This is a genomic window from Aeromonas sp. 95A (assembly GCF_051919235.1).
Classification (GTDB): domain Bacteria; phylum Pseudomonadota; class Gammaproteobacteria; order Enterobacterales; family Aeromonadaceae; genus Aeromonas; species Aeromonas veronii.
Genome location: NZ_JBQBFC010000001.1, coordinates 4,475,365 through 4,494,200 on the forward strand (window position 1 = coordinate 4,475,365; position 18,836 = coordinate 4,494,200).

General features: G+C 61.0%; 14 protein-coding genes. 7 read left to right on the plus strand and 7 right to left on the minus strand.

From position 1 onward, the window contains the following. The first annotated feature begins 75 nt into the window (after positions 1-75). Positions 76-810, plus strand: a complete 735-nt coding sequence (gene dnaQ / locus ACTG2U_RS20495) for a DNA polymerase III subunit epsilon (protein ID WP_439975056.1) — start codon at positions 76-78, stop codon at positions 808-810. Continuing rightward, positions 807-2,072 (plus strand): TIGR03503 family protein, encoded by a 1,266-nt coding sequence (locus ACTG2U_RS20500; RefSeq protein ID WP_439975139.1) that lies wholly within the window; start codon positions 807-809, stop codon positions 2,070-2,072. Before dnaQ ends, ACTG2U_RS20500 begins: the two co-directional genes overlap by 4 nt. 93 nt (positions 2,073-2,165) lie before the next feature. Here ACTG2U_RS20500 and ACTG2U_RS20505 read toward each other — a convergent pair whose 3' ends face one another. Then, the gene (locus tag ACTG2U_RS20505) at positions 2,166-3,683 is read right to left on the minus strand and encodes an HD domain-containing phosphohydrolase (protein WP_042055501.1); all 1,518 of its coding nucleotides are present in this window, start codon (positions 3,681-3,683) and stop codon (positions 2,166-2,168) included. Positions 3,684-4,007: 324 nt separating this feature from the next. Between ACTG2U_RS20505 and ACTG2U_RS20510 the strand changes: the two genes are divergently transcribed. From ACTG2U_RS20510 to ACTG2U_RS20530, 5 genes are all read left to right on the plus strand, one after another. Further along, positions 4,008-4,811 carry a siderophore-interacting protein gene (locus ACTG2U_RS20510; protein WP_157162287.1) on the plus strand — a complete coding sequence of 268 codons (804 nt, stop codon included), beginning with the start codon at positions 4,008-4,010 and terminating at the stop codon, positions 4,809-4,811. Positions 4,812-4,986: 175 nt separating this feature from the next. Next, positions 4,987-6,003 carry a FecCD family ABC transporter permease gene (locus tag ACTG2U_RS20515; RefSeq protein ID WP_439975057.1) on the plus strand — a complete coding sequence of 339 codons (1,017 nt, stop codon included), beginning with the start codon at positions 4,987-4,989 and terminating at the stop codon, positions 6,001-6,003. Between the two features lie 7 nt (positions 6,004-6,010). Next, positions 6,011-7,048: a FecCD family ABC transporter permease gene (locus ACTG2U_RS20520; protein WP_439975058.1), complete on the plus strand. Its 1,038-nt coding sequence runs from the start codon at positions 6,011-6,013 to the stop codon at positions 7,046-7,048. Continuing rightward, entirely contained in the window at positions 7,048-7,851 is an 804-nt protein-coding gene (locus ACTG2U_RS20525) for an ABC transporter ATP-binding protein (RefSeq protein WP_100645522.1), read from the plus strand. The genes ACTG2U_RS20520 and ACTG2U_RS20525 overlap by 1 nt, the downstream gene beginning before the upstream one ends. Positions 7,852-7,934: 83 nt before the next feature. Next, positions 7,935-8,852: an ABC transporter substrate-binding protein gene (locus ACTG2U_RS20530; RefSeq protein WP_021231222.1), complete on the plus strand. Its 918-nt coding sequence runs from the start codon at positions 7,935-7,937 to the stop codon at positions 8,850-8,852. Between the two features lie 119 nt (positions 8,853-8,971). On the opposite strand, the gene ACTG2U_RS20535 is transcribed toward ACTG2U_RS20530, so the two are convergent. The 6 genes from ACTG2U_RS20535 to ACTG2U_RS20560 form a co-directional block, all read right to left on the minus strand. Continuing rightward, a complete protein-coding gene (locus ACTG2U_RS20535; RefSeq protein ID WP_376890224.1) occupies positions 8,972-9,331 on the minus strand; it encodes a copper-binding protein in 360 nt (119 codons plus the stop codon). Between the two features lie 44 nt (positions 9,332-9,375). Further along, positions 9,376-12,504, minus strand: a complete 3,129-nt coding sequence (locus ACTG2U_RS20540) for an efflux RND transporter permease subunit (protein ID WP_439975059.1) — start codon at positions 12,502-12,504, stop codon at positions 9,376-9,378. Further along, on the minus strand, positions 12,501-14,018 hold the full coding sequence (locus ACTG2U_RS20545; protein ID WP_439975060.1) for an efflux RND transporter periplasmic adaptor subunit: 1,518 nt from the start codon (positions 14,016-14,018) through the stop codon (positions 12,501-12,503). Before ACTG2U_RS20545 ends, ACTG2U_RS20540 begins: the two co-directional genes overlap by 4 nt. A gap of 272 nt (positions 14,019-14,290) precedes the next feature. Then, positions 14,291-14,791 carry a hypothetical protein gene (locus ACTG2U_RS20550; protein ID WP_439975061.1) on the minus strand — a complete coding sequence of 167 codons (501 nt, stop codon included), beginning with the start codon at positions 14,789-14,791 and terminating at the stop codon, positions 14,291-14,293. Positions 14,792-14,848: 57 nt separating this feature from the next. Beyond that, entirely contained in the window at positions 14,849-15,601 is a 753-nt protein-coding gene (locus ACTG2U_RS20555) for a substrate-binding periplasmic protein (protein WP_439975062.1), read from the minus strand. Between the two features lie 116 nt (positions 15,602-15,717). After that, entirely contained in the window at positions 15,718-18,828 is a 3,111-nt protein-coding gene (locus ACTG2U_RS20560; RefSeq protein ID WP_139473795.1) for an efflux RND transporter permease subunit, read from the minus strand. Positions 18,829-18,836: the final 8 nt, after the last annotated feature.

Here is an 18,836-nt window from a genome sequence, read left to right on the forward strand (position 1 = left end):
AATCAATCTGTTTTAACATGAGGCTTGGGGTAAACTAGCGAGTAAGTAAAGCCGAAGTTTGACATAGATTGGATCATGAACACACCCCAACTGAATCGCCAGATCATTCTGGATACTGAAACCACAGGTATGAATACGGCGGGTGGCCCTGTCTATCTGGGGCACCGCATTATCGAAATCGGCTGTGTGGAGGTGATCAACCGCAAGCTGACCGGTAACCACTATCACGTCTATATCAAGCCTGATCGTCTGGTCGACCCGGAAGCGATCCAGGTGCACGGTATTACCGACGAGTTCCTGCGTGACAAACCGTCGTTCAGCCAGATTGCCGACGAATTCCTCGAGTTCATCCGCGGCGCCGAACTGATCGCCCACAACGCGCCGTTTGACGTGAGCTTCATGGACTACGAGTTCAGCAAGCTCGGACTCAACTTCAAGACGGCGGATATCTGCACCATCACAGATACCCTGGCGATGGCGCGGGAGCTCTTCCCCGGCAAGCGCAACAACCTGGATGTGCTGTGCGATCGTTACGGTATCGACAACTCCCACCGTACCCTGCACGGGGCTCTGCTCGATGCGGAGATCCTGGCGGACGTCTACCTGCTGATGACCGGCGGCCAGACCAAACTCAATCTGGCCACCGAGAGCAACGAAAACGAAAGCAATCAGGACACCAGTATTCGCCGGTTGGAGAGCAACCGACCCGCCCTCAAGGTGGTGCGTGCCAGTGCCGAGGTTCAGGCCCTGCACGAAGCGAGACTGGATCTGGTACAGAAGAAAGGAGGAAGTTGTCTGTGGCGGCAATGAGCAAGTGGTGTGCAGGTCTGCTGCTATTGCTCTCGCTGGGGGCGACGGCGACCGAGGTATTTGCCCCTTCCGATATTCCGCTGCTGGATAACCGCTTTCGCATCGATTACGGCGTGAAGGAGATCACCTTCATCATCAAGCGCAAGCCGGGCACTCCGTCCGTGATCCTGGTTCGCCCCGATGGCAGCAAGCTTTACGTGGGCAAGGTCAAACCTGCCGATGTGGGTTGGCTGGCGCTGCCAGAGCATGATCTGATTACCCTGCGCAATCCCATGCCGGGCCCCTGGCAGGCGATTGGCGAGGTGGATCCCGACAACCGGGTGCGCATTCTCTCCGATATCCGGCTCGATATCGCCGCCCTGCCGATGCAGCTCTATCAGGGGGAGGTGGTCAAGCTCAAGGCGTGGTTGCTGATCAATGGTCAGCAGCCGAAAGATAAATACTATCTCTCTGACCTTGGCATGACCGTCAAGCTGCAATCGTTCAGCGATGCCGATAAGAAAGAGGTCGTGCTGGATCAAGTACTTGGCCACTATCGCGATGATGGCAAGGGGCTCGACGAAGTGCCGGGTGATGGCATCATGACGGCGGAAGTGACGCTGCAGGATATTCCCGGTGGCAAGTACCGCGCCATGTTCAGTACGGGCAATCAGGTGTTTGTCCGTGCCCGTTATCAGGATGTACTGCTTTACCCCTACCCGTTCAGCTATAACTTGTCGCCGCCTTCGGATGAGCTCGGTGCCAAGCTCTCACTGCTAATCGACCGTGATGAGCTGGATCCCGCTTCCGTGGTGGTCAAGGGGAGTGTGACCAGCAATGTGGGCGGCCTCTACGAGTTCAGCGAGATCGCCAGCGATCCCAAGCTTGATATCGATCTCTCCAACATCAAGGAGGTCGGTCAGCATGAGGTGAAAGCAACCCTCTATGGCACCACTCGCCTCGGCCGTGAGCTGAAAATCGAGTTGCCGGTGAAAACCTTCAATGTCTTCCCGCCACCGCCGCCTCCTGTAGAGGTGGTGTCGGCCGCCGCACCGGCCTCCAGTGCCGAGGCGACCCATGAAGCTCCGGCAGAGGAGGAAATGGGCTGGCTGATCTGGGCATTGGCGGGTGGTGGTGTGCTGCTGGCGGTATTGGGTGGGGTCGGGTTTGTGGTGATACAAAAACGGCGTGCCCTGAAGCGTGCTCTGGCCGCTGCGCAGGCCGAGAATCAGCAAGCCGGACAACCTGCTGCCAAGCTGGATCTCAATCTGCCAGAGCAGTAACCCTCGTACTGAAGTGGCGTGATGCCAGAGATAAAAAACCGCCCTGATAAGCAGGGCGGTTTTTTTTAGTTCATAAACAGAACAAGCTGGCTATCAGTGTTCGCCGATATAGACATCCTTGTTCTGCTCGCGGATCTCGAGGAACTTGTCCAGATTGGCCATCATCAGCTCGACCAGCTGGGGGTCGAAATGCTGCCCCTTCTCCTCTTCAATCAGGGCCAGCACCTTGTCCAGCGGCCACGCCTTCTTGTAGCAGCGATCCGAACCCAGAGCATCGAACACGTCAGCCAGCGCCACAATCCGCCCCTCCAGCGGAATATCGGCCCCCTTCAAACCGCGGGGATAGCCACTGCCATTCCATTTCTCATGGTGATTGCCAGCGATGGTGGCACCAATCTGAAACAGCGCCAGATCGCTGCCGGAGAGCATATCCTGCCCGAGCTGGGCGTGGGTTTTCATGATCTCCCACTCTTCCGGTGTCAACTTGCCCGGCTTGTGCAAGATGGCATCGGGAATTCCCACCTTGCCAATGTCATGAAGCGGCGAGGCGCGTTTCACCAGCTCGCTCTGCTCTTCGCTCATACCCATCAGGTGGCAGAATTGTTCGGTATAGAGCGCGACCCGCTTGACGTGCAGCCCTGACTCTTTGGAACGGGTTTCGACCAGTTCGCCGATGCGATAGATGATCTCCCGCTGGTTGTCGGCGATCACCTCATTGAGCCGGATATTCTCCAGCGCCACTATGATGTTTTCAGTAAACAGCGTCAGCAGACTGGTATCGATCTGGCTGAGCTGACGGGTGGTCTCGATGTGGAACAGCAGGTGGTGGCGCGGATTCTGGCAGTAGAGCACCATCTGGGTGGCGTTATAGACGTTGCTGCGCTTGCTCATGGCCTGGCGCAGGATCTCCGGCGCTTCTGTGAGGAGCATGGCGGGATGGCCGGGGAGCAGGGGCTCCAATACTTGATCCTTCACCTCATAGGCGTATTGCTTGACGTCGTATATCTGGGTTTCCCCCAGATGGAGCAGGGCGCTGAGCTGCTCCTGGGCGCCTTCGACAAACTGGCGCAAGGCCCGTTTCTCAAAGATCCCCTTGGAGGCTTCGATGACTTTTTCCAGCCCCTGACGGTTACTCTCCAGGGTGCGAATATCCCGATAGGATCGCAGGCTGGCCCGCAGCAGGGTGCGCAGCTTCTGGGAGGTGAGCTCGGTTTTATCCTTGTAGTCGTTGATGTCGTAGTTGGTGACCACGTCATCTTCCGGCGCCTGGCCGGGTTGGCCGGTACGCAACACGATGCGTACCATCTTGTTTTGCAGATCTTCCCGGACGTATTTGACGACATCTAGGCCAGCGTGGTCGACCTCCATCACCACGTCCAGCAGCAACAGAGCAACGTCCGGGGTGGTGGCCAGCAACTCTTTGGCCTGTGCCGCGGAATAGGCATGCAAAAAATCGATGGGGCGATTGTCAAACTCGAATTTGTTCAAGGTGATCTTGGTGATGCGATGCACTTCAGGCTCATCGTCAACAATCATCACCTTCCAGCCCGCTTGCTGTGCGTCGGGGAGGGAGAGATCGTCATCATCAATAATCAGGATCTGGTCATCCATCATACAATCCTGTTTGGCATCCTGTGCTTACATTAACTGCTTCACTAAGGATAGGAAACTTATTGGGAAATAAAATTTGATCTCGAAAAACTATGGTCGAAATAAGCAAATGGAACCCTTTGTAACTGTGGCGTTGTCCGGCTGCTTTCTTTGCCCAATCATGGAGCTAGCGTGCATAAAGCCTCTGTCTGGATTGGGGTGTGGACGCCAGTGGTTGGGGATGTTTGAATCCGGCTTGTAGCTATTAGACGAGAAGCAATCTTATTTGATAGTAATTCCTATTTGCGTGTAGCATGGGCGACACACTCAACGAGGAGCCCCATCGTGTCCCCATCTCTGCCTCCCAATCGTCCCCGTCTGCTGACTGTCAAAGCCATTACCCAGATCACCCCCCATTTGCGTCGCATCACCTTTGGTGGCCGCGAGTTGGCTGACTATCCCTATACTTGCGGTGGAGCCCATATCAAGGTCATGCTGGCCCAGCCCCATCAGGTAGAGCCGGTGCTGCCTGCAATGACCCCGAGCGGCCCGCGCTGGAGTAACCCGGCTGACAAGCCGGTGATCCGCACCTACACCATCCGTGCGTTTCGCCGTGATGAGCAGGAAATTGATATCGACTTCGTGCTGCACGGTGACGGCGGGCCCGCCAGCGCCTTTGCTACCCATGCCAAGCCGGGAGAGAAGGTGATCCTCTCCGGGCCGGGTGGCCCCAACCCCATGCTGCAACCGGCCGATCACTACTGCCTGGTGGGGGATCTCACCGCCTTGCCCGCCATCATGGCGATGTGTGAGGTGATGCCTGCAGATGCCAGAGGGGAAATTGCGATTCTGGTGCCGGATCAGGCCGATGCTCAACCGTTGACGCTACCGGTCGGGGTGCGCTGTCACTGGTTTGTCGGCGAGCCCGAGTCCAGCGGCCTGCTGGAGCATGTGATTGCTCTGCCGCTGGTGCGCGATGGTGGCTTCTTCTGGCTGGGTGGGGAAGAGGCGCTGGTGCTGCCGCTGCGCCGCCATTTTCGTTCCGTGCTCGAGGTGGATCGTCAGTCGCTCTACGCCGTGCCGTACTGGCGCCGGGGCAAGAGTGAAGAGGCCTATCACCAGACCCGTCATGATGTGATGGATAATTAAGCGGATGCGAAAGAATACCTGATTCATCCTTGCAAATAAAAATGATTTGCATTTAGTATTGCGCCGTCCGGGTATTCGTCCGGGCGGCGTTTTTATTTCCGTTGACACAAGAGCGCCCTGTTTTCACGTCGGTTTGGCTGCATGTTGTCAGACCCAACGCAAGGAGTCGTAAAGGGTGGTTAAGTACCAGACCCCTCTGTTCTGGCTGGCATTGTTCCTTCTCTGCACGCTGTTTTGCCTCTCGCTCACCACCGGTGCGGGTGTTTATGGTGCCCGCGAGGTGTTCGGCTACCTGATGGGTGACGCGCCTTGGGCGAGTGACGAGAAGCTCGCCATGGTGCTCAATACCTTGCGACTGCCGCGCACCCTCTGCGCCATGGTGGTCGGCGCCTCTTTATCTCTGGCGGCCTCCTTGTTGCAGAGCGCGACCCGCAACCCGCTGGCGGAGCCCGGTCTGCTCGGGGTCAACGCCGGGGCCGTCTTTGCGCTGGTGGTGGGGCTCACCTGGTTCGGGGTGGAGTCCGCCTACGGCTATCTGCTCTGGGCCGGCCTCGGCGCGCTGCTTGGTAACGTTATTGTGCTGGGGCTTGGCATGATGATTGGCCGCTCCAACCCCCTCAAGCTCATTCTGGTCGGGGTGGCGCTCTCCGCCACCTTCGGCGGTCTCTCCAGCTTTTTGCTGCTCTCCAACAAGATGGTGCTGGAGCAGTACCGCTTCTGGAACCTCGGCTCCCTGTCGGCGGCCAATCTCGATGCCATCATCGCCGTGCTGCCCTTCGTGCTGGCGGCGTTTGTCATCACCCTGCTCCTCTGTCGCCAGCTGACCCTGATGCAGATGGGGGACAGTCAGGCCCAGGCGCTCGGGATCCGCCCAAACCGGGTGCGAATTGGCGTGCTGTTGGCCGCTACCCTGTTTACCGCCAGTGCCATCGCCATCGCCGGCCCCATCGGCTTTGTCGGCTTTCTGGCCGCCTACTGTGGCCGACTGGTAGAGCCGGTTAGGTTGTCGGTGCAGGTCTGTTTCTCCGCCCTGTTCGGCATGTTGTTTCTGCTGTTGGCCGACATTCTGGCGCGCTGGCTGATCCAGCCGTTCGAGCTGCCCAATGGCGTCATTCTGGCCCTGATTGGCGCACCTGTGCTGATCGCCATTGTTCATCGCGGGGGCTTTCGTACCCTGCTGACCGTCAAGTGAGGGGCTGATGCGCACACCTACCGATATGCTCTGTCTGCGGGCCGGCAACCGCTCTGTGCTGGTTCATCTGCCGAGCTGGCGCCGGCTGGTTCTGTTGGCCATGGCGCTGCTGGCGCTTGCTCTGCTGGCCTTGAGCGTTGGCGGCGGCAAGCTTGGCTTGGCCGGGGTGGTCAACACTCTGCTGGGGGAGGGGACGCGGCTTGAGCAGCTCACCCTGTTCAAGATCCGGCTGCCGCGCATTCTTGGGGTCATGGTGGCGGGGGCCGCCATGGGGCTCTCCGGCTGTCTGGTGCAGACGCTGGTTCGCAACCGGCTGGCCACACCCGATATGGTGGGGGTCAACAACGGGGCCTCTCTGGCCATCATCGTCTTCTCCCTCTACCTGACCGTGGGCAGCTGGCCCTGGTGGGCGGCACCTATCGGAGCCATCTTCGCGGCGCTGGTGCTCTATGCCCTCTGCCGCAAACCGGGCGAGCAGGGCTATCTGTTCGTGGTGATCGGTATCGGCCTCTCCGAGCTGTTCGAGGCGCTCGGCCAGTTTGTGATGTCCACCCAGGCCCTGCTGCATTTGAGCTCTCTCTATCTGTGGAACATGGGCAGCTTTATCGCCGTGGGTTACAGCACCATCACCCCGATTGTCATCCTGTTGCTGCTGCTCTGCCCGTGGATCGTCTACCTCTCCCGCGCGCTGGCGGTGCTGCGCTTTGGCCCCGAGATGGCCAGAGGGCTTGGCGTCAACGGCGATCGGGTACAACTGGGCATTCTGGCCCAGGCCATTCTGGTGGCGGCGCTCGGCACCGCCATCGGCGGCCCCGTGGTCTTTATCGCCATGGCGGCCCCCATTCTTGCCTCCTGGCTGGTGAAAGACCGGGTGGTGCCGCTCTGGCTGGCGGCGCTTAGCGGCGCCCTGCTGCTGCTTGCCAGCGATACCCTGGTTCGGGTGCTGGCCAGCCCCCACGAGGTGGCGACCGGCATCATGACCCGCATTCTCGGCGGCCTGTTGCTGCTGTTTCTTCTTGTTAACGATCGCCAGAGGGCTGACTGATGACGCTCACCGTAAATCGCCTCCACTTCGCCTATCAGCAGACCCCCATTTTGCGGGACATCTCTTTCAGCGTGCCGAGGGGCAAGCTGGTGGGGATCGTCGGCCCCAACGGCTGCGGCAAATCGACCCTGCTCAAGCTGTTATCCGGCCAGATGAAAGCCCAACGCGGCGAGATCCTGCTCAAAGGCAAGCCGCTTGCCAGCTACCCCATGAAGGGGCTGGCGCGGGAGCTCGCTTATCTACCCCAGCGGCCGACCCTGCCTGCCGGCATTCTGGTTGAGCAGCTGGTGCAGTATGGCCGCCACCCCCATCAGGGCTGGTTCAATCAGTGGGGTGAGGAGGATGCCCGCATGGTGCGTATTGCCTGCGAGCGAATGCAGCTTGAGGGGATCTGGCAGCAGAGCGCCGCGTCCCTCTCCGGCGGGCAGGCACAGCGTGCGTGGCTGGCGATGATCCTGGCGCAGGACAGCGACATGGTGCTGCTCGACGAGCCCACCAGCGCCCTCGATATCGGTCACCAGACCGAGGTGATGGAGGCGATCCACCGCATCACTGCCGAAGGCAAAACCGTGCTGCTGGTGATCCACGATCTGGCGATGGCGGCCCGCTACTGTGACGAGCTGATCGCCATCGGCGAGGGGACCATTGCCGCCATGGGCCCGGCCCGGGAGGTGGTGACCAAGTCCTTGATCGACCGGCTCTACCAGACCAGTGTCGACATTCTGCATGCCCCCGGCGACGGGGCGCCCATTATCGTGCCCCGTCGCCACGAACATGGCCGTGCCCTGCGTTCGGCGAGTTGAGTCATATGGGCCTGCTCTGTGGGCTCACCGAGTGTATCCACGCGGCCGATTATCCGGGCCGTGCAACGAGAAGGAGTGAGATGATGAAGCGTTTTGCCGCCCTGGCAGCAGCCATCCTGATGCTGGCCGCGCCGCTGGTTCAGGCACAGGAGATGCGTGAAGTGACTGATGCGTTTGGCCAGAAGGTGCAGGTGCCAGTCCAGCCAACGCGGGTGGTGGTGCTGAGCGAGCTCGAACTCGACAGCACCCTGACCCTGGGGCTGACCCCCATCGGCGCCGTCAATGGCCGTGGTCAACCCACCTTGCCTCGCTATTTGCTGAACAAGGCGGGCATGGGGATCCAGGTGATCGGCGATCTCGACAGCCCCAATCTGGAGTCGCTGATTGCGCTGGAGCCTGACCTTATCCTGACCGGCCAGACCCGTCCCGAGCTGCTGACCTTGCTGGGGGAGATCGCGCCGACCGTGGTGACCAGCAAGTGGGGTGAGCCGTGGCAGGATAGCTTCCGCCGCACCGCCCACACCCTCAACCGCGACCAGCAAGGGGATACTTTCTTGCTGCAGTATGCCGAGCGGTTGACTCAGGCCCGCAGCAAGCTGGCCAAGCATCAGGGGGAGAGCATCAGCATAGTGCGCTGGAACCCCAAGGGGCCGAGCTTTATGTATCAGGGCACCTTTGCCAGCAGCGTAGTGGAGTCGATGGGGCTGGTGCGCCCAAGCAAGCAGCAGGGTACCGGCGCGCCCCACTCACCGGCGCTGAGTCTGGAGTCCCTCAATCTGCTGGATGCTGACTGGCTGGTGGTCGGTACTCTGAGCGCCACCGGTGATGCGGTGGATGCCATGCGTCAGGCGGAGCAGACCCCGGCGTTCCAGCAACTGCCGGTGATCAAAGCCAAGCGCTTTGGCGCTGTGGACGGGTCGCTCTGGACCTCCAGCGGCGGCCCGCAGGCGGCCCTCAAGGTGATCGAGGATGTGGAGCAGTTGCTGGCAACCCGCAGCTGAGTGCTATCGCGCGCCAGAGGTTGACCACATGAACAGGTTGATCAACAGAAGAGGGAGGCTGATGCCTCCCTCTTGCGTTGTCACTGTCTATCGTGACCTTTTCGGCGAGCCAGAGCCGTTTATTGCGGCTGGATGGCTGTCACTGTGAGCTTGCCGCTCTGGCTTTCGGCATGAAAGTGGATGGCATCCCCCACCTTGAGCCCTTTGAGCTGGGCCGGATCTGCCACTCGAAAGACCATGGTCATGGCGGGCATCTTGAGATTCTCGATCGCCTCGTGCTTGATGCCGACCTTGCCGCTCCCCTCATCGAGGCGGGTAATGACCCCCTTGGTCATCACCATTGCGCCCTGTTCGCTCATCTCACCCGTCTGACTCATATCGTGCCCTTCATGGTGCATCATCTCTTCGGCTTGCAGGTTGGTCTGGGTGGCAAGGCCAAGCAGCAGGGTCAGGGTCAGCGTCAGCGTCTTGTAGTTCATGATGGTTTCCTCATCGTTCAGTCAATATGGATCGTGAAATCGGGTTATTCGGATTGCGGGTTCGCGCCCTTGCCAAGGCTGCGACTGCGCCACAGGTAGTAGGCCGCGGGCAGCACCAAGAGGGTCAGCACCAGCGCGCTCACCATGCCGCCGATCATGGGGGCGGCGATGCGCTGCATCACCTCGGATCCGGTGCCGTGGCTCCACATGATAGGCAAGAGGCCGGCGATAATGGTCACCACCGTCATCATCTTGGGACGCAGGCGCAGGGCGGCGCCCTGGATCACCGCACGGTGCAGCCCCGCCTTGTCCGGCTTGCCACTGGCCACCAGGTCATCCCAGGCATGGTTGAGGTAGACCAGCATCAAGACGCCGGTCTCTACCGCCACCCCCGCCAGAGCGATAAAGCCCACCCCGACCGCCACCGAGAGGTTGAAGTCGAGCAGCCAGAGGGTCCAGATCCCGCCCACCACCGCCAGCGGCAAGGTGGTGAGAATGAGCAGCACCTCCTGAACGCGGCGAAACGCCAGATAGAGCAGCAGCACGATGATGGCGACCGTCAGCGGCACCACGTAGGCGAGGCGCGCCTTGGCCCGTTCCATGTACTCGTATTGGCCAGACCAGGTGAGGGCGTAGCCCGCCGGCAGCACCAGCTGCTTGCCCACCTCGGCTTTGGCCTCATCGACGAAGGAGCCGATATCGCGGCCGCGAATATCGACGTAGACCCAGCCGTTGAGCCGCGCGTTTTCACTGCGCAGCATGGGGGCTTCATCGCTGATGTAGACCCGGGCTACATCCGCCAGCGCGATGCGCGCCCCGCTCGGGGTCACCACCGGCAGCAGCTCGAGGCTGGCCACCGAATCCCGATAGCTCTGGGGATAGCGTAGGTTGATGGGGTAGCGCTCACGCCCCTCGATGGTCTGGCCCACCTCCATGCCGCCCACCGCGGTGGCGAGCACCGCCTGCACATCGGCGATGTTCAGGCCATAGCGGGCCGCTTTCAGTCGGTCGATATCCACCTTGACGTAGCGGCCACCGGCCACCCGCTCGGCGTAGACCGATGAGGCGCCCTCCACCTTGCCGACGATCTGTTCCAGCTGCTGGCCGAGCTGCTGGATCACCTTGAGATCCGGCCCCGCTATCTTGATGCCGACCGGGGTCTTGATGCCGGTGGCCAGCATGTCGATGCGGGTCTTGATGGGGGGCACCCAGGCGTTGGTGAGGCCGGGGAAGCGGATGAGGGAGTCGAGCTCCTCCTTGAGCTTCTCCGGGGTCATGCCGGGGCGCCACTGATCCCGGGGCTTGAGCTGGATGCTGGTCTCCATCATCACCAGATCGGCGGGGTCGGTGGCCGATTCGGCGCGCCCCGCCTTGCCGAACACGTTTTGCACCTCGGGCACGGTACGAATGAGCTTGTCGGTCTGCTGCAAAATCTCCCGCGCCTTGCCCACCGAGATATTGGCCGCTGTGGTGGGCATATACATGATGTCCCCCTCATCGAGCGGCGGTATGAACTCGGAGCCCAAGTACTTGAGCGGCCAGAAGCCCGCCACCGTCACCACGGCGGCGACAGCCAGAGTGGTTTTTGGACGGGCCAAGACGGCTTTGAGCAGTGGCACATAGCCCTGGCTTAGCCAGCGGTTGAGCGGGTTGGCCTGCTCCGCCAGCACCTTGCCACGGATGAAGTAACCCATGATCACCGGCACCAGCGTGATGGCGAGCGCGGCGGCCGCCGCCATGGCGTAGGTCTTGGTGAAGGCGAGGGGGTGGAACATCCGCCCCTCCTGTGCCTCCAGCGCAAACACCGGCAGGAAGCTGATGGTGATGATGAGCAGGGAGAAGAAGATGGCAGGCCCCACTTCGATGCTCGCCTCGGTGATGATGCGCCAGAGGTTCTTGTCGGTGAGCGCCTCCCGCTCCATGTGCTTGTGGACGTTCTCGATCATCACGATGGCGCCATCCACCATGGCGCCGATGGCGATGGCGATGCCCCCGAGCGACATGATGTTGGCGTTGATCCCCTGCAGATGCATCACGATAAAGGCCACCAGAATGGCGATGGGCAGGGTGATGACCACCACCAGTGACGAGCGCAGGTGGAACAGGAAGGCGAGGCAGACCAGTACCACCACCGCGAACTCCTCCAGCAGCTTGCCGGAGAGGTTGTCGATAGCGCGCTGGATAAGGTCGGATCGATCGTAGACGGTGACGATCTCCACCCCCTCTGGCAGGCTGCTTTTCAGCTCAGCCAGCCGTGCCTTGACCCCGTCTATGGTGTGCTGGGCATTCTCGCCGTAGCGCATGACGATAATGCCGCCCACTACTTCCCCTTCGCCGTTGAGCTCGGCGATACCGCGCCGCATCTGGGGACCGGTGACCACATCTGCCACATCCCCCAGCAGCAGCGGGGCGCCGCGTACCGTGGTGCCGAGCGGGATCTGCTTCAGATCCTCGACGCTCTTGAGATAGCCGTTGGAGCGCACCATGTACTCCGCTTCCGCCATCTCGATGACGGAGGCGCCTGTCTCCTGATTGCCCTGTTTGATGGCGGTCTCGATAAGAGAGAGCGGGATGCCGTAGGCGCGCAGCTTGTCCGGATCGATCCGCACCTGATACTGGCGCACCATGCCGCCGACGGTGGCGACTTCGGAGACCCCCTCAACCGTCTGCAACTCGTACTTGAGGAACCAGTTCTGCAGCGAGGTGAGCTCGCTGAGGTCATGCTTGCCAGTTCTGTCCACCAGCGCGTACTGATAGACCCAGCCCACCCCGGTGGCATCGGGGCCGAGCTGGGGACGGGCGGAGGCGGGCAGATTGGGCGCAACCTGGCTTAGGTACTCCAGCACCCGGGCGCGGGCCCAGTAGAGATCTGTGTTGTCGTCAAACAGCACATAGACGAAGGAGTCGCCGAAGAAAGAGTAGCCGCGCACCGTGGTGGCCCCCGGTACCGCCAGCATGGCGGTGGTGAGCGGGTAGGTGACCTGATCTTCCACCACCTGTGGCGCCTGGCCCGGATAGGAGGTCTTGATGATCACCTGCACATCGGAGAGATCCGGCAGGGCATCCACCGGGGTTTGCTTGACCGACCAGAGCCCCCAGGCGGTGAGCATAAGGGTCAATAGCAGCACCAGAAAGCGGTTGCCCACGGACCAGCGAATAATCGAGGGGATCATGGCTTGGCTCCCATATTGTGCTGGCTATGGTCCATTCCTTCCATCTTCCCCATCTCATCCGTTGCAGGCTTGGCGTCGCCGTGAGTAGCGGGTGCTTTCTCCTGATGGATGGTGGTGATGCGGTACTCATCCCCCTCCTGCATCACCTGAAGATGGAGGGTCTCCCCCTCGACCAGCTTGCTGATGTCGACTCCTTCGGCGACGGTGAACTCCATCTCCATGGCGGGCCACTGCCACTCGGGGATGGGCTGGTGGGAGACCATCAGGGTACGGTTGGCCAGATCGATGCTTTCAACCTCGCCCTGAGTCCACACCTGGGCGGGGCGCACCGCCGTCATGCGCTGAAAGTCCGAATTGATGGCCGATTCGGAGTCGAGCAGGAACTGGGCCGAGCTGACGATGTTATCCCCAGCCTCTACCCCTGCCTTGATGGCCACCTTGTCGCCAAACTGGGGGCCCAGGGTGACAGCGACCGATTTGAAGCTGCCATCCCCCAGCGCCAGCACCAGCCGGTCCTGGCTGCCGGTGCGGATCACCGCTTCGCTCGGCACTACCAATTGCGGCTCTCCCTTGCCCGCCTGAATCGTCACCTTGGCGAACATATTGGGTTTCAGGAACTCGTCCGGGTTGGCAAAGCGCAGCCGTACCTTGAGGGTGCGGGTGGTGGCATCCAGAGTCGGGTAGAGGTAATCGACCCGGCCCTGCCAGTGGCGGCCGGGTGCATAGTCGAGGGTCATGGTGACCGGATCCCCCACCTTCAGCTGGGCGGCCTGACGTTCGAACACCTCGGCGCTGACCCACACCTGTTTGAGGGTGCTGATGTTGAACAGCGCTGCGGCGGGCTCCACATACTGCCCTTCGCGCACCTTCAGCTCGGAGACATAACCGCTGCTGGGGGCGTAAATGCTGATGGTTTCGCGTACCTGACGGGTGCGTTTGAGGGCTGAGATTTGATCTGCCGGTACCTGCAGAGACTTGAGCTTGCCCTCGGCGGCGCGCAGCAGCAGTGGGTTGGCCGTGTTGAGTGCCAGCAGGTATTCGTGCTGGGCGTTGACCAGATCCGGCGCGTAGAGCTCGTAAATAAGGCTCCCCTTGCTCACCTGTTGCCCCTCGCTCTTGATGGCGAGGGTGCGGATCCAGCCCGCCATGCGGGCGTTGACCGCCTCCAGCTTGTCCTCGTCATAGCCGACGTAGCCCACCGTCTCGATCTGCTGGTGGATAGGGAGCTTCTCCACCTTGGCAAGCCGCACCCCCAGGTTCTGCTGGATCTCGGGGCTGATGGTGACAGTGCCCGGTGAGCCGCCCTGTTTTTCCTCATAGACGGGGATAAAGTCCATCCCCATGTTGTCCTTGGCCGGGGCATTGCGCTTGTCGCGCGGATCCATGGGGTTGACCCAGTAGAGCGGCGTCTTCTCCTTGGCCACGGTGCTAGCAGTGGTCTGTTTGGCAGCCCAGTAGCCGCCACCGGCGCCGAGGGCCAGCAGCAGGGCTGATACCAGCAGTTTCTGGCTCATCGCACACCCCCACTTAGTGGCAGGGTGGCAAAGTTCTTGGCGGCGATAAGGCCGGTAACAGGGACAAGTGACATCATATCTCTTCTCTTGTGCAGGCCGCCGGATCGGAGATGGACAAGGCATCACCTAAGGGATTGGCGGCAAACGGGGCGCAGCTGTATCAGCGCGCACGGCTCCCAGTGAGCGGGCCGGTTTGGCCGGGGCACAGGGTCAGGCAAGGCGGCAGGAGACGGGCAAGCCGAGGCTTGCCGCTGCCGCAAGAGAAGATCTTTCTAGTGTCGCAGCACCGACAACATCAGGTGTCGGCGCGGCCAGGAGGGGGGATGGGTACCGCGTGATCGCAGGAAGGGATCCCGCAACCAGTTATCAAGCAGTGCAGTTGCGAAGTTACTGCCAAGTAGCAGGGGGAAGATCAGCAGGGCGACCAATACACCCAGCAGAGCCATCGCGCCGAAGGAGAGGGCATTGACGCCGGTCTGCATCTGGCACTCATCGCCCATGGCCGACCCCTCGTCTCCCTGATGGCAGGAGAGGGCCATGGTATCGCTCGGGTGAGACATTGCGGGCATCGCATGAGAGCTCTCGCCATCCGCCATCGCCATGGATGAATCCAACATCACCATTGGCAGGGGGCTGCTTTGGGTCGGCTCGGAGGAGAGGGGAGAAGCATGCCAGCTGATGCAGAGGGTCAGATTGCACACGAGCAGCAGCGCCAGCAATAGCCGGGCTAGCAGGGCAGAGGGCAATCTTGTCGCAAGCTGGGTGAGTGACAATCCGGTCATCCTTCAGGATCTGGTATCCAGACTCTAAACCTTGCTTCTGGGAGAAGGTCAAGGCGAGGGCTGGCGCTGTTGTTGCAGATAGATGTCGCTGTATTTCTCCAGCAGCTGATCTATCCACTGCCTCATGCCCGGCGCCTGCAGCATGGGTTCCAGTTGTTCCAGGGTGCCAAGATGGGGGGAACGGAGCGAGACGGAAATATAGAGCTCGCCCCGCTGCAGTGGCCAAAGCAGATCCGCCAGCCCGCTATCAGGGTAATTTTCTCTCAGGAACAGTCGGCCGGAAGAGCGGCCATAGGGAACGAAGTCGACCCGGTCACTGGCCAGCAGGCCAAATACCTGCTTGAGGGAGTTGACCCTGTAGATGCGGGTATTTGCTTGCAAAAAATCATCCATTTCGCTGCCAAGGCTGACGCCTATCATCATGGCTCCCCGCAGTCCGGTCAGATCCTCCCGTCGCTGCAGCAAGCGGCTGCCGGGTTGGCGCACGAACACCGCCATGTCATTGATGGCCATGGGGGTTCGGGTAAAGCGGGAGTAGTGCGCTCTCTCTTCGTTGCGCAGCGCACAGATATTGATGTCGACCTCTCCTTTCGCCACTTTCTGCTGACAGCGGGCCCAGGGGCCCACATAGGAGAGATCCACATTGAAACCCAACCGTTGATAGAGGGTACTGACTACTTCGGCACAAACGCCGATGATCTTGCCATCGCTCAGCCAGTTCCAGGGGGGATAATCGTGATGACCACAGGCGGAGAGGGTAGTGGTCGTCAAGGTCGTCGCGAGCCAGAGCTGAGCCAGCATATCCGGATCCTGTGCAAAAAAGTCTCGATGTGTGTCATTGAAGCACACCGCAGACAAAAAAATACCCCCGCACGGGCGGGGGTAGTTTGTTATCGGTGGAACGCCTGGGGAGAGCGTTACTGCTTGGCGCGCTTTTCCGATCCTCTCATAATGAGGCGGAAGAAGAGCGGGATAAAGAAGATGGCGATAAAGGTGGCCGCCAGCATGCCGCCGATGACCGGCCAGCCGAGGGCGTGACGGCTTGCCGCACCGGCGCCGCTGGAGGTGACCAACGGCACACAGCCGAGGATGAAGGCGAGCGAGGTCATCACGATGGGGCGGAAACGCAGGCGCGCCGCCTCCAGTGCTGACTCGATGAGGCTCATCCCCTCTTCGTGCTTCATCACCGCGAACTCCACGATCAGGATGGCGTTCTTGGCGGCAAGGCCGACCAGGGTCACCAGCCCGATCTGGAAGTAGACGTTGTTGGTCAGCCCCACCAGCCAGGTGGCGAGCAGGGCACCGAACAGGGCGAACGGTACCGCGGTGATCACCGCAAACGGCAGGCTCCAGCGTTCATACTGGGCGGCCAGAATGAGGAAGATCATCACGATACCGAAACCAAAGGCCATACCAGCGCTGCCTGCGGCCGCTTTCTCCTGATAGGCGGAGCCGGTCCACTCCAGCTTGGCGTCGTTGCCAAGAGCCTCATTGGCGACCTCTTCCAGCGCGGCGATGGCTTGACCCGAGCTGTAGCCAGGGGCGGGCTGGGCCATGATCTTGGCGGCCTGGAAGATGTTGAAGCGTTCGACCAGTTCGGGGCCGGTGGCATCCCGCACCGTCACCAGACTGCTGAGCGGGATCATCTCTCCCTTGTCGGAGCGGACATAGACGTTGCGGATGTCGCTCTTCTTGGCGCGGTAGTCGGCCTCGGACTGCAACTGCACCCGGTAGGTACGGCCGAACTGGTTGAAGTCGTTGACATAGACCTGGCCGAAGGTGGCCTGCATGGTGTCAAACACCGCGTTGATGGGCAGCCCCAGCGCCTTGGCTTTTTCGCGATCCAGATCCAGATAGACCTGTGGCACGTTGGCGCGGTAGGTGCTGGTGACGCTGGCAAACTCTGGGCGCGCCTTGGCCGCTTCGAGGAAGCGCTGCACTTCGCCGGAGAAGGCCTGGGCGTTGCCGGTGCCACGGTTCTGCAGATAGGCCTCAAGGCCACCTGTGGTGGACATCCCCTGAATGGGAGGCGGGTTGAAGGAGGCGACAAAGCCATCCGCCAGCCCCATCAGGCTCAAGCCCTGGAAGGTCTTGGCCAGCGAGAAGGAGTCCTGTCCGGCCCCCTGACGCTCGCTCCAGTCCTTCAGGGTAATGAAGGTCATGCCGCTGTTGCTGATGATGGCATTGGAGAGAATGTCAAAGCCCGAGAAGGTGATCACATCCTTCACATGGGGGTTGGCCATGGCGATCTTGTCGAACTGATCCGCTACCGCCTGGGTCCGGCTCATCGCGGCGGCATCCGGCAGCATGACGGCGGAGATGAGGTAGCCCTGATCTTCGTTCGGTACCAGTTCGCCCGGCACTTTCAGGAAGAGGCCGTAGATGGAGAGGATTAGCACGGCGATGATGGCAAAGGCGACCCCCACCCGACGGTTCAGGAAGGCCACACCCCGTACATAGCCGCGGGTCAGCTGGTCAAATTTTTCGTTGAACCAGACGAAGAAGCGGGCCGGTTTGTGGTGTCCCTCTTTCAGCAACACGGCACAGAGGGCCGGGGAGAGAGTCAGTGCCACCAGACCGGAGATGGCGACCGAGACCGCGACCGTGATGGCGAACTGTTTGTACATCACCCCCGTCATGCCGCCCATAAAGGCGACCGGCAGGAACACGGCGCAGAGCACCAGCACGATGGCGACCACCGGACCGGAGACCTCCTGCATGGCGAGGATGGCAGCCTCCTTGGCGGAGCACTTCTTCTCGCTCATGATCCGCTCGACGTTCTCCAGCACCACGATGGCGTCATCCACCACGATACCGATGGCAAGCACCATGCCAAACAGGGTCAGCAGGTTGATGGAGAAACCGAGCACCAGCATGCCGGCGAAGGTCCCGATGAGCGACACCGGCACCGCGATACAGGGGATCAGGGTGGCGCGGAAGTTTTGCAGAAACAGATAGACCACCACGAACACCAGCACGATCGCCTCGAACAGGGTGTGAACCACCTCTTCGATGGAAATCTTCACGAACTCGGTGGTGTCGTAGGGGATCTGGTACTCGATATCCTGCGGGAAGCGCTCCTTGAGTCGCTCCATGGTGGCGTGTACCGCATCGGCGACCGCGACGGCGTTGGCGCCCGGTTGCAGATAGGTGGCGATACCGATGGCCGGTTTGCCGTTGGCGCGGGCCACCAGATCATAATCCTTGCCCCCCAGCTCGACCCGGGCGACATCGCGGACCCGGATCTTGGAGCCATCGGGCATGGAGCGGACGATGATGTTCTGGAACTCCTTCACATCCTCAAGGCGCCCCTTGGTCTGCACCGTGTAGGTGAAGTCGATGGGGGCCGTGGTGGGCTGGGCACCGATCTTGCCTGCCGCGAACTGGGTGTTCTGCTCGCGAATGGCGCCAATCACGTCGCTCGGGGTGAGCTCGAGCTGGGCCAGTCGATCCGGCCGCAGCCAGATACGCATCGCATAGTCGGTACCGCCAAACAGAGTTGTATCACCGATGCCGGGAATCCGCTTGAGCTCGTCGATGATGTTGAGCAGGGCGTAATTCGACAGATAGGTGGTATCAAACGAGCCGTTCGGTGACTGGAGGGTAACCACCTGCAGGATGGAGGTCGATTTCTTCTTGACCGTCACCCCCTGCTTTTTCACCTCTTCCGGCAGCTGGGCCATGGCGGCCGAGACCCGGTTGTTGACGTTGATGGTGGCCTGATCCGGATCGGTGCCGATCTCGAAGTAGACGTTGAGGTTCATCTGGCCGTTGGAGGCCGACCCCGACTGCATGTAGATCATCCGCTCGACGCCGTTGATCTGCTGCTCCAGCGGTGCTGCCACGGTCTGGGAGATCACCTCCGGGGTTGCGCCCGGATAAAACGCCGTGACCGAGACCACCGGCGGGGTGATCTGGGGATATTGCTCGATGGGGAGCGCTCGCATCGCCGCCAATCCGCCCAGCACGATAATGATCGAAATCACGCTGGCGAAGATGGGACGTTCTATGAAGAACTTGGAAAACATACGGGCTC

Bases quoted from the DNA above. Each gene is read 5' to 3' on its own strand.
- ACTG2U_RS20535 (WP_376890224.1), bottom strand. From the start codon at position 9,331: ATGAACTACAAGACGCTGACGCTGACCCTGACCCTGCTGCTTGGCCTT.
- ACTG2U_RS20540 (WP_439975059.1), bottom strand. From the start codon at position 12,504: ATGATCCCCTCGATTATTCGCTGGTCCGTGGGCAACCGCTTTCTGGTG.
- ACTG2U_RS20555 (WP_439975062.1), bottom strand. From the start codon at position 15,601: ATGCTGGCTCAGCTCTGGCTCGCGACGACCTTGACGACCACTACCCTC.
- dnaQ (WP_439975056.1), top strand. From the start codon at position 76: ATGAACACACCCCAACTGAATCGCCAGATCATTCTGGATACTGAAACC.
- ACTG2U_RS20545 (WP_439975060.1), bottom strand. From the start codon at position 14,018: ATGAGCCAGAAACTGCTGGTATCAGCCCTGCTGCTGGCCCTCGGCGCC.
- ACTG2U_RS20560 (WP_139473795.1), bottom strand. From the start codon at position 18,828: ATGTTTTCCAAGTTCTTCATAGAACGTCCCATCTTCGCCAGCGTGATT.
- ACTG2U_RS20525 (WP_100645522.1), top strand. From the start codon at position 7,048: ATGACGCTCACCGTAAATCGCCTCCACTTCGCCTATCAGCAGACCCCC.
- ACTG2U_RS20530 (WP_021231222.1), top strand. From the start codon at position 7,935: ATGAAGCGTTTTGCCGCCCTGGCAGCAGCCATCCTGATGCTGGCCGCG.
- ACTG2U_RS20500 (WP_439975139.1), top strand. From the start codon at position 807: ATGAGCAAGTGGTGTGCAGGTCTGCTGCTATTGCTCTCGCTGGGGGCG.
- ACTG2U_RS20520 (WP_439975058.1), top strand. From the start codon at position 6,011: ATGCGCACACCTACCGATATGCTCTGTCTGCGGGCCGGCAACCGCTCT.
- ACTG2U_RS20505 (WP_042055501.1), bottom strand. From the start codon at position 3,683: ATGGATGACCAGATCCTGATTATTGATGATGACGATCTCTCCCTCCCC.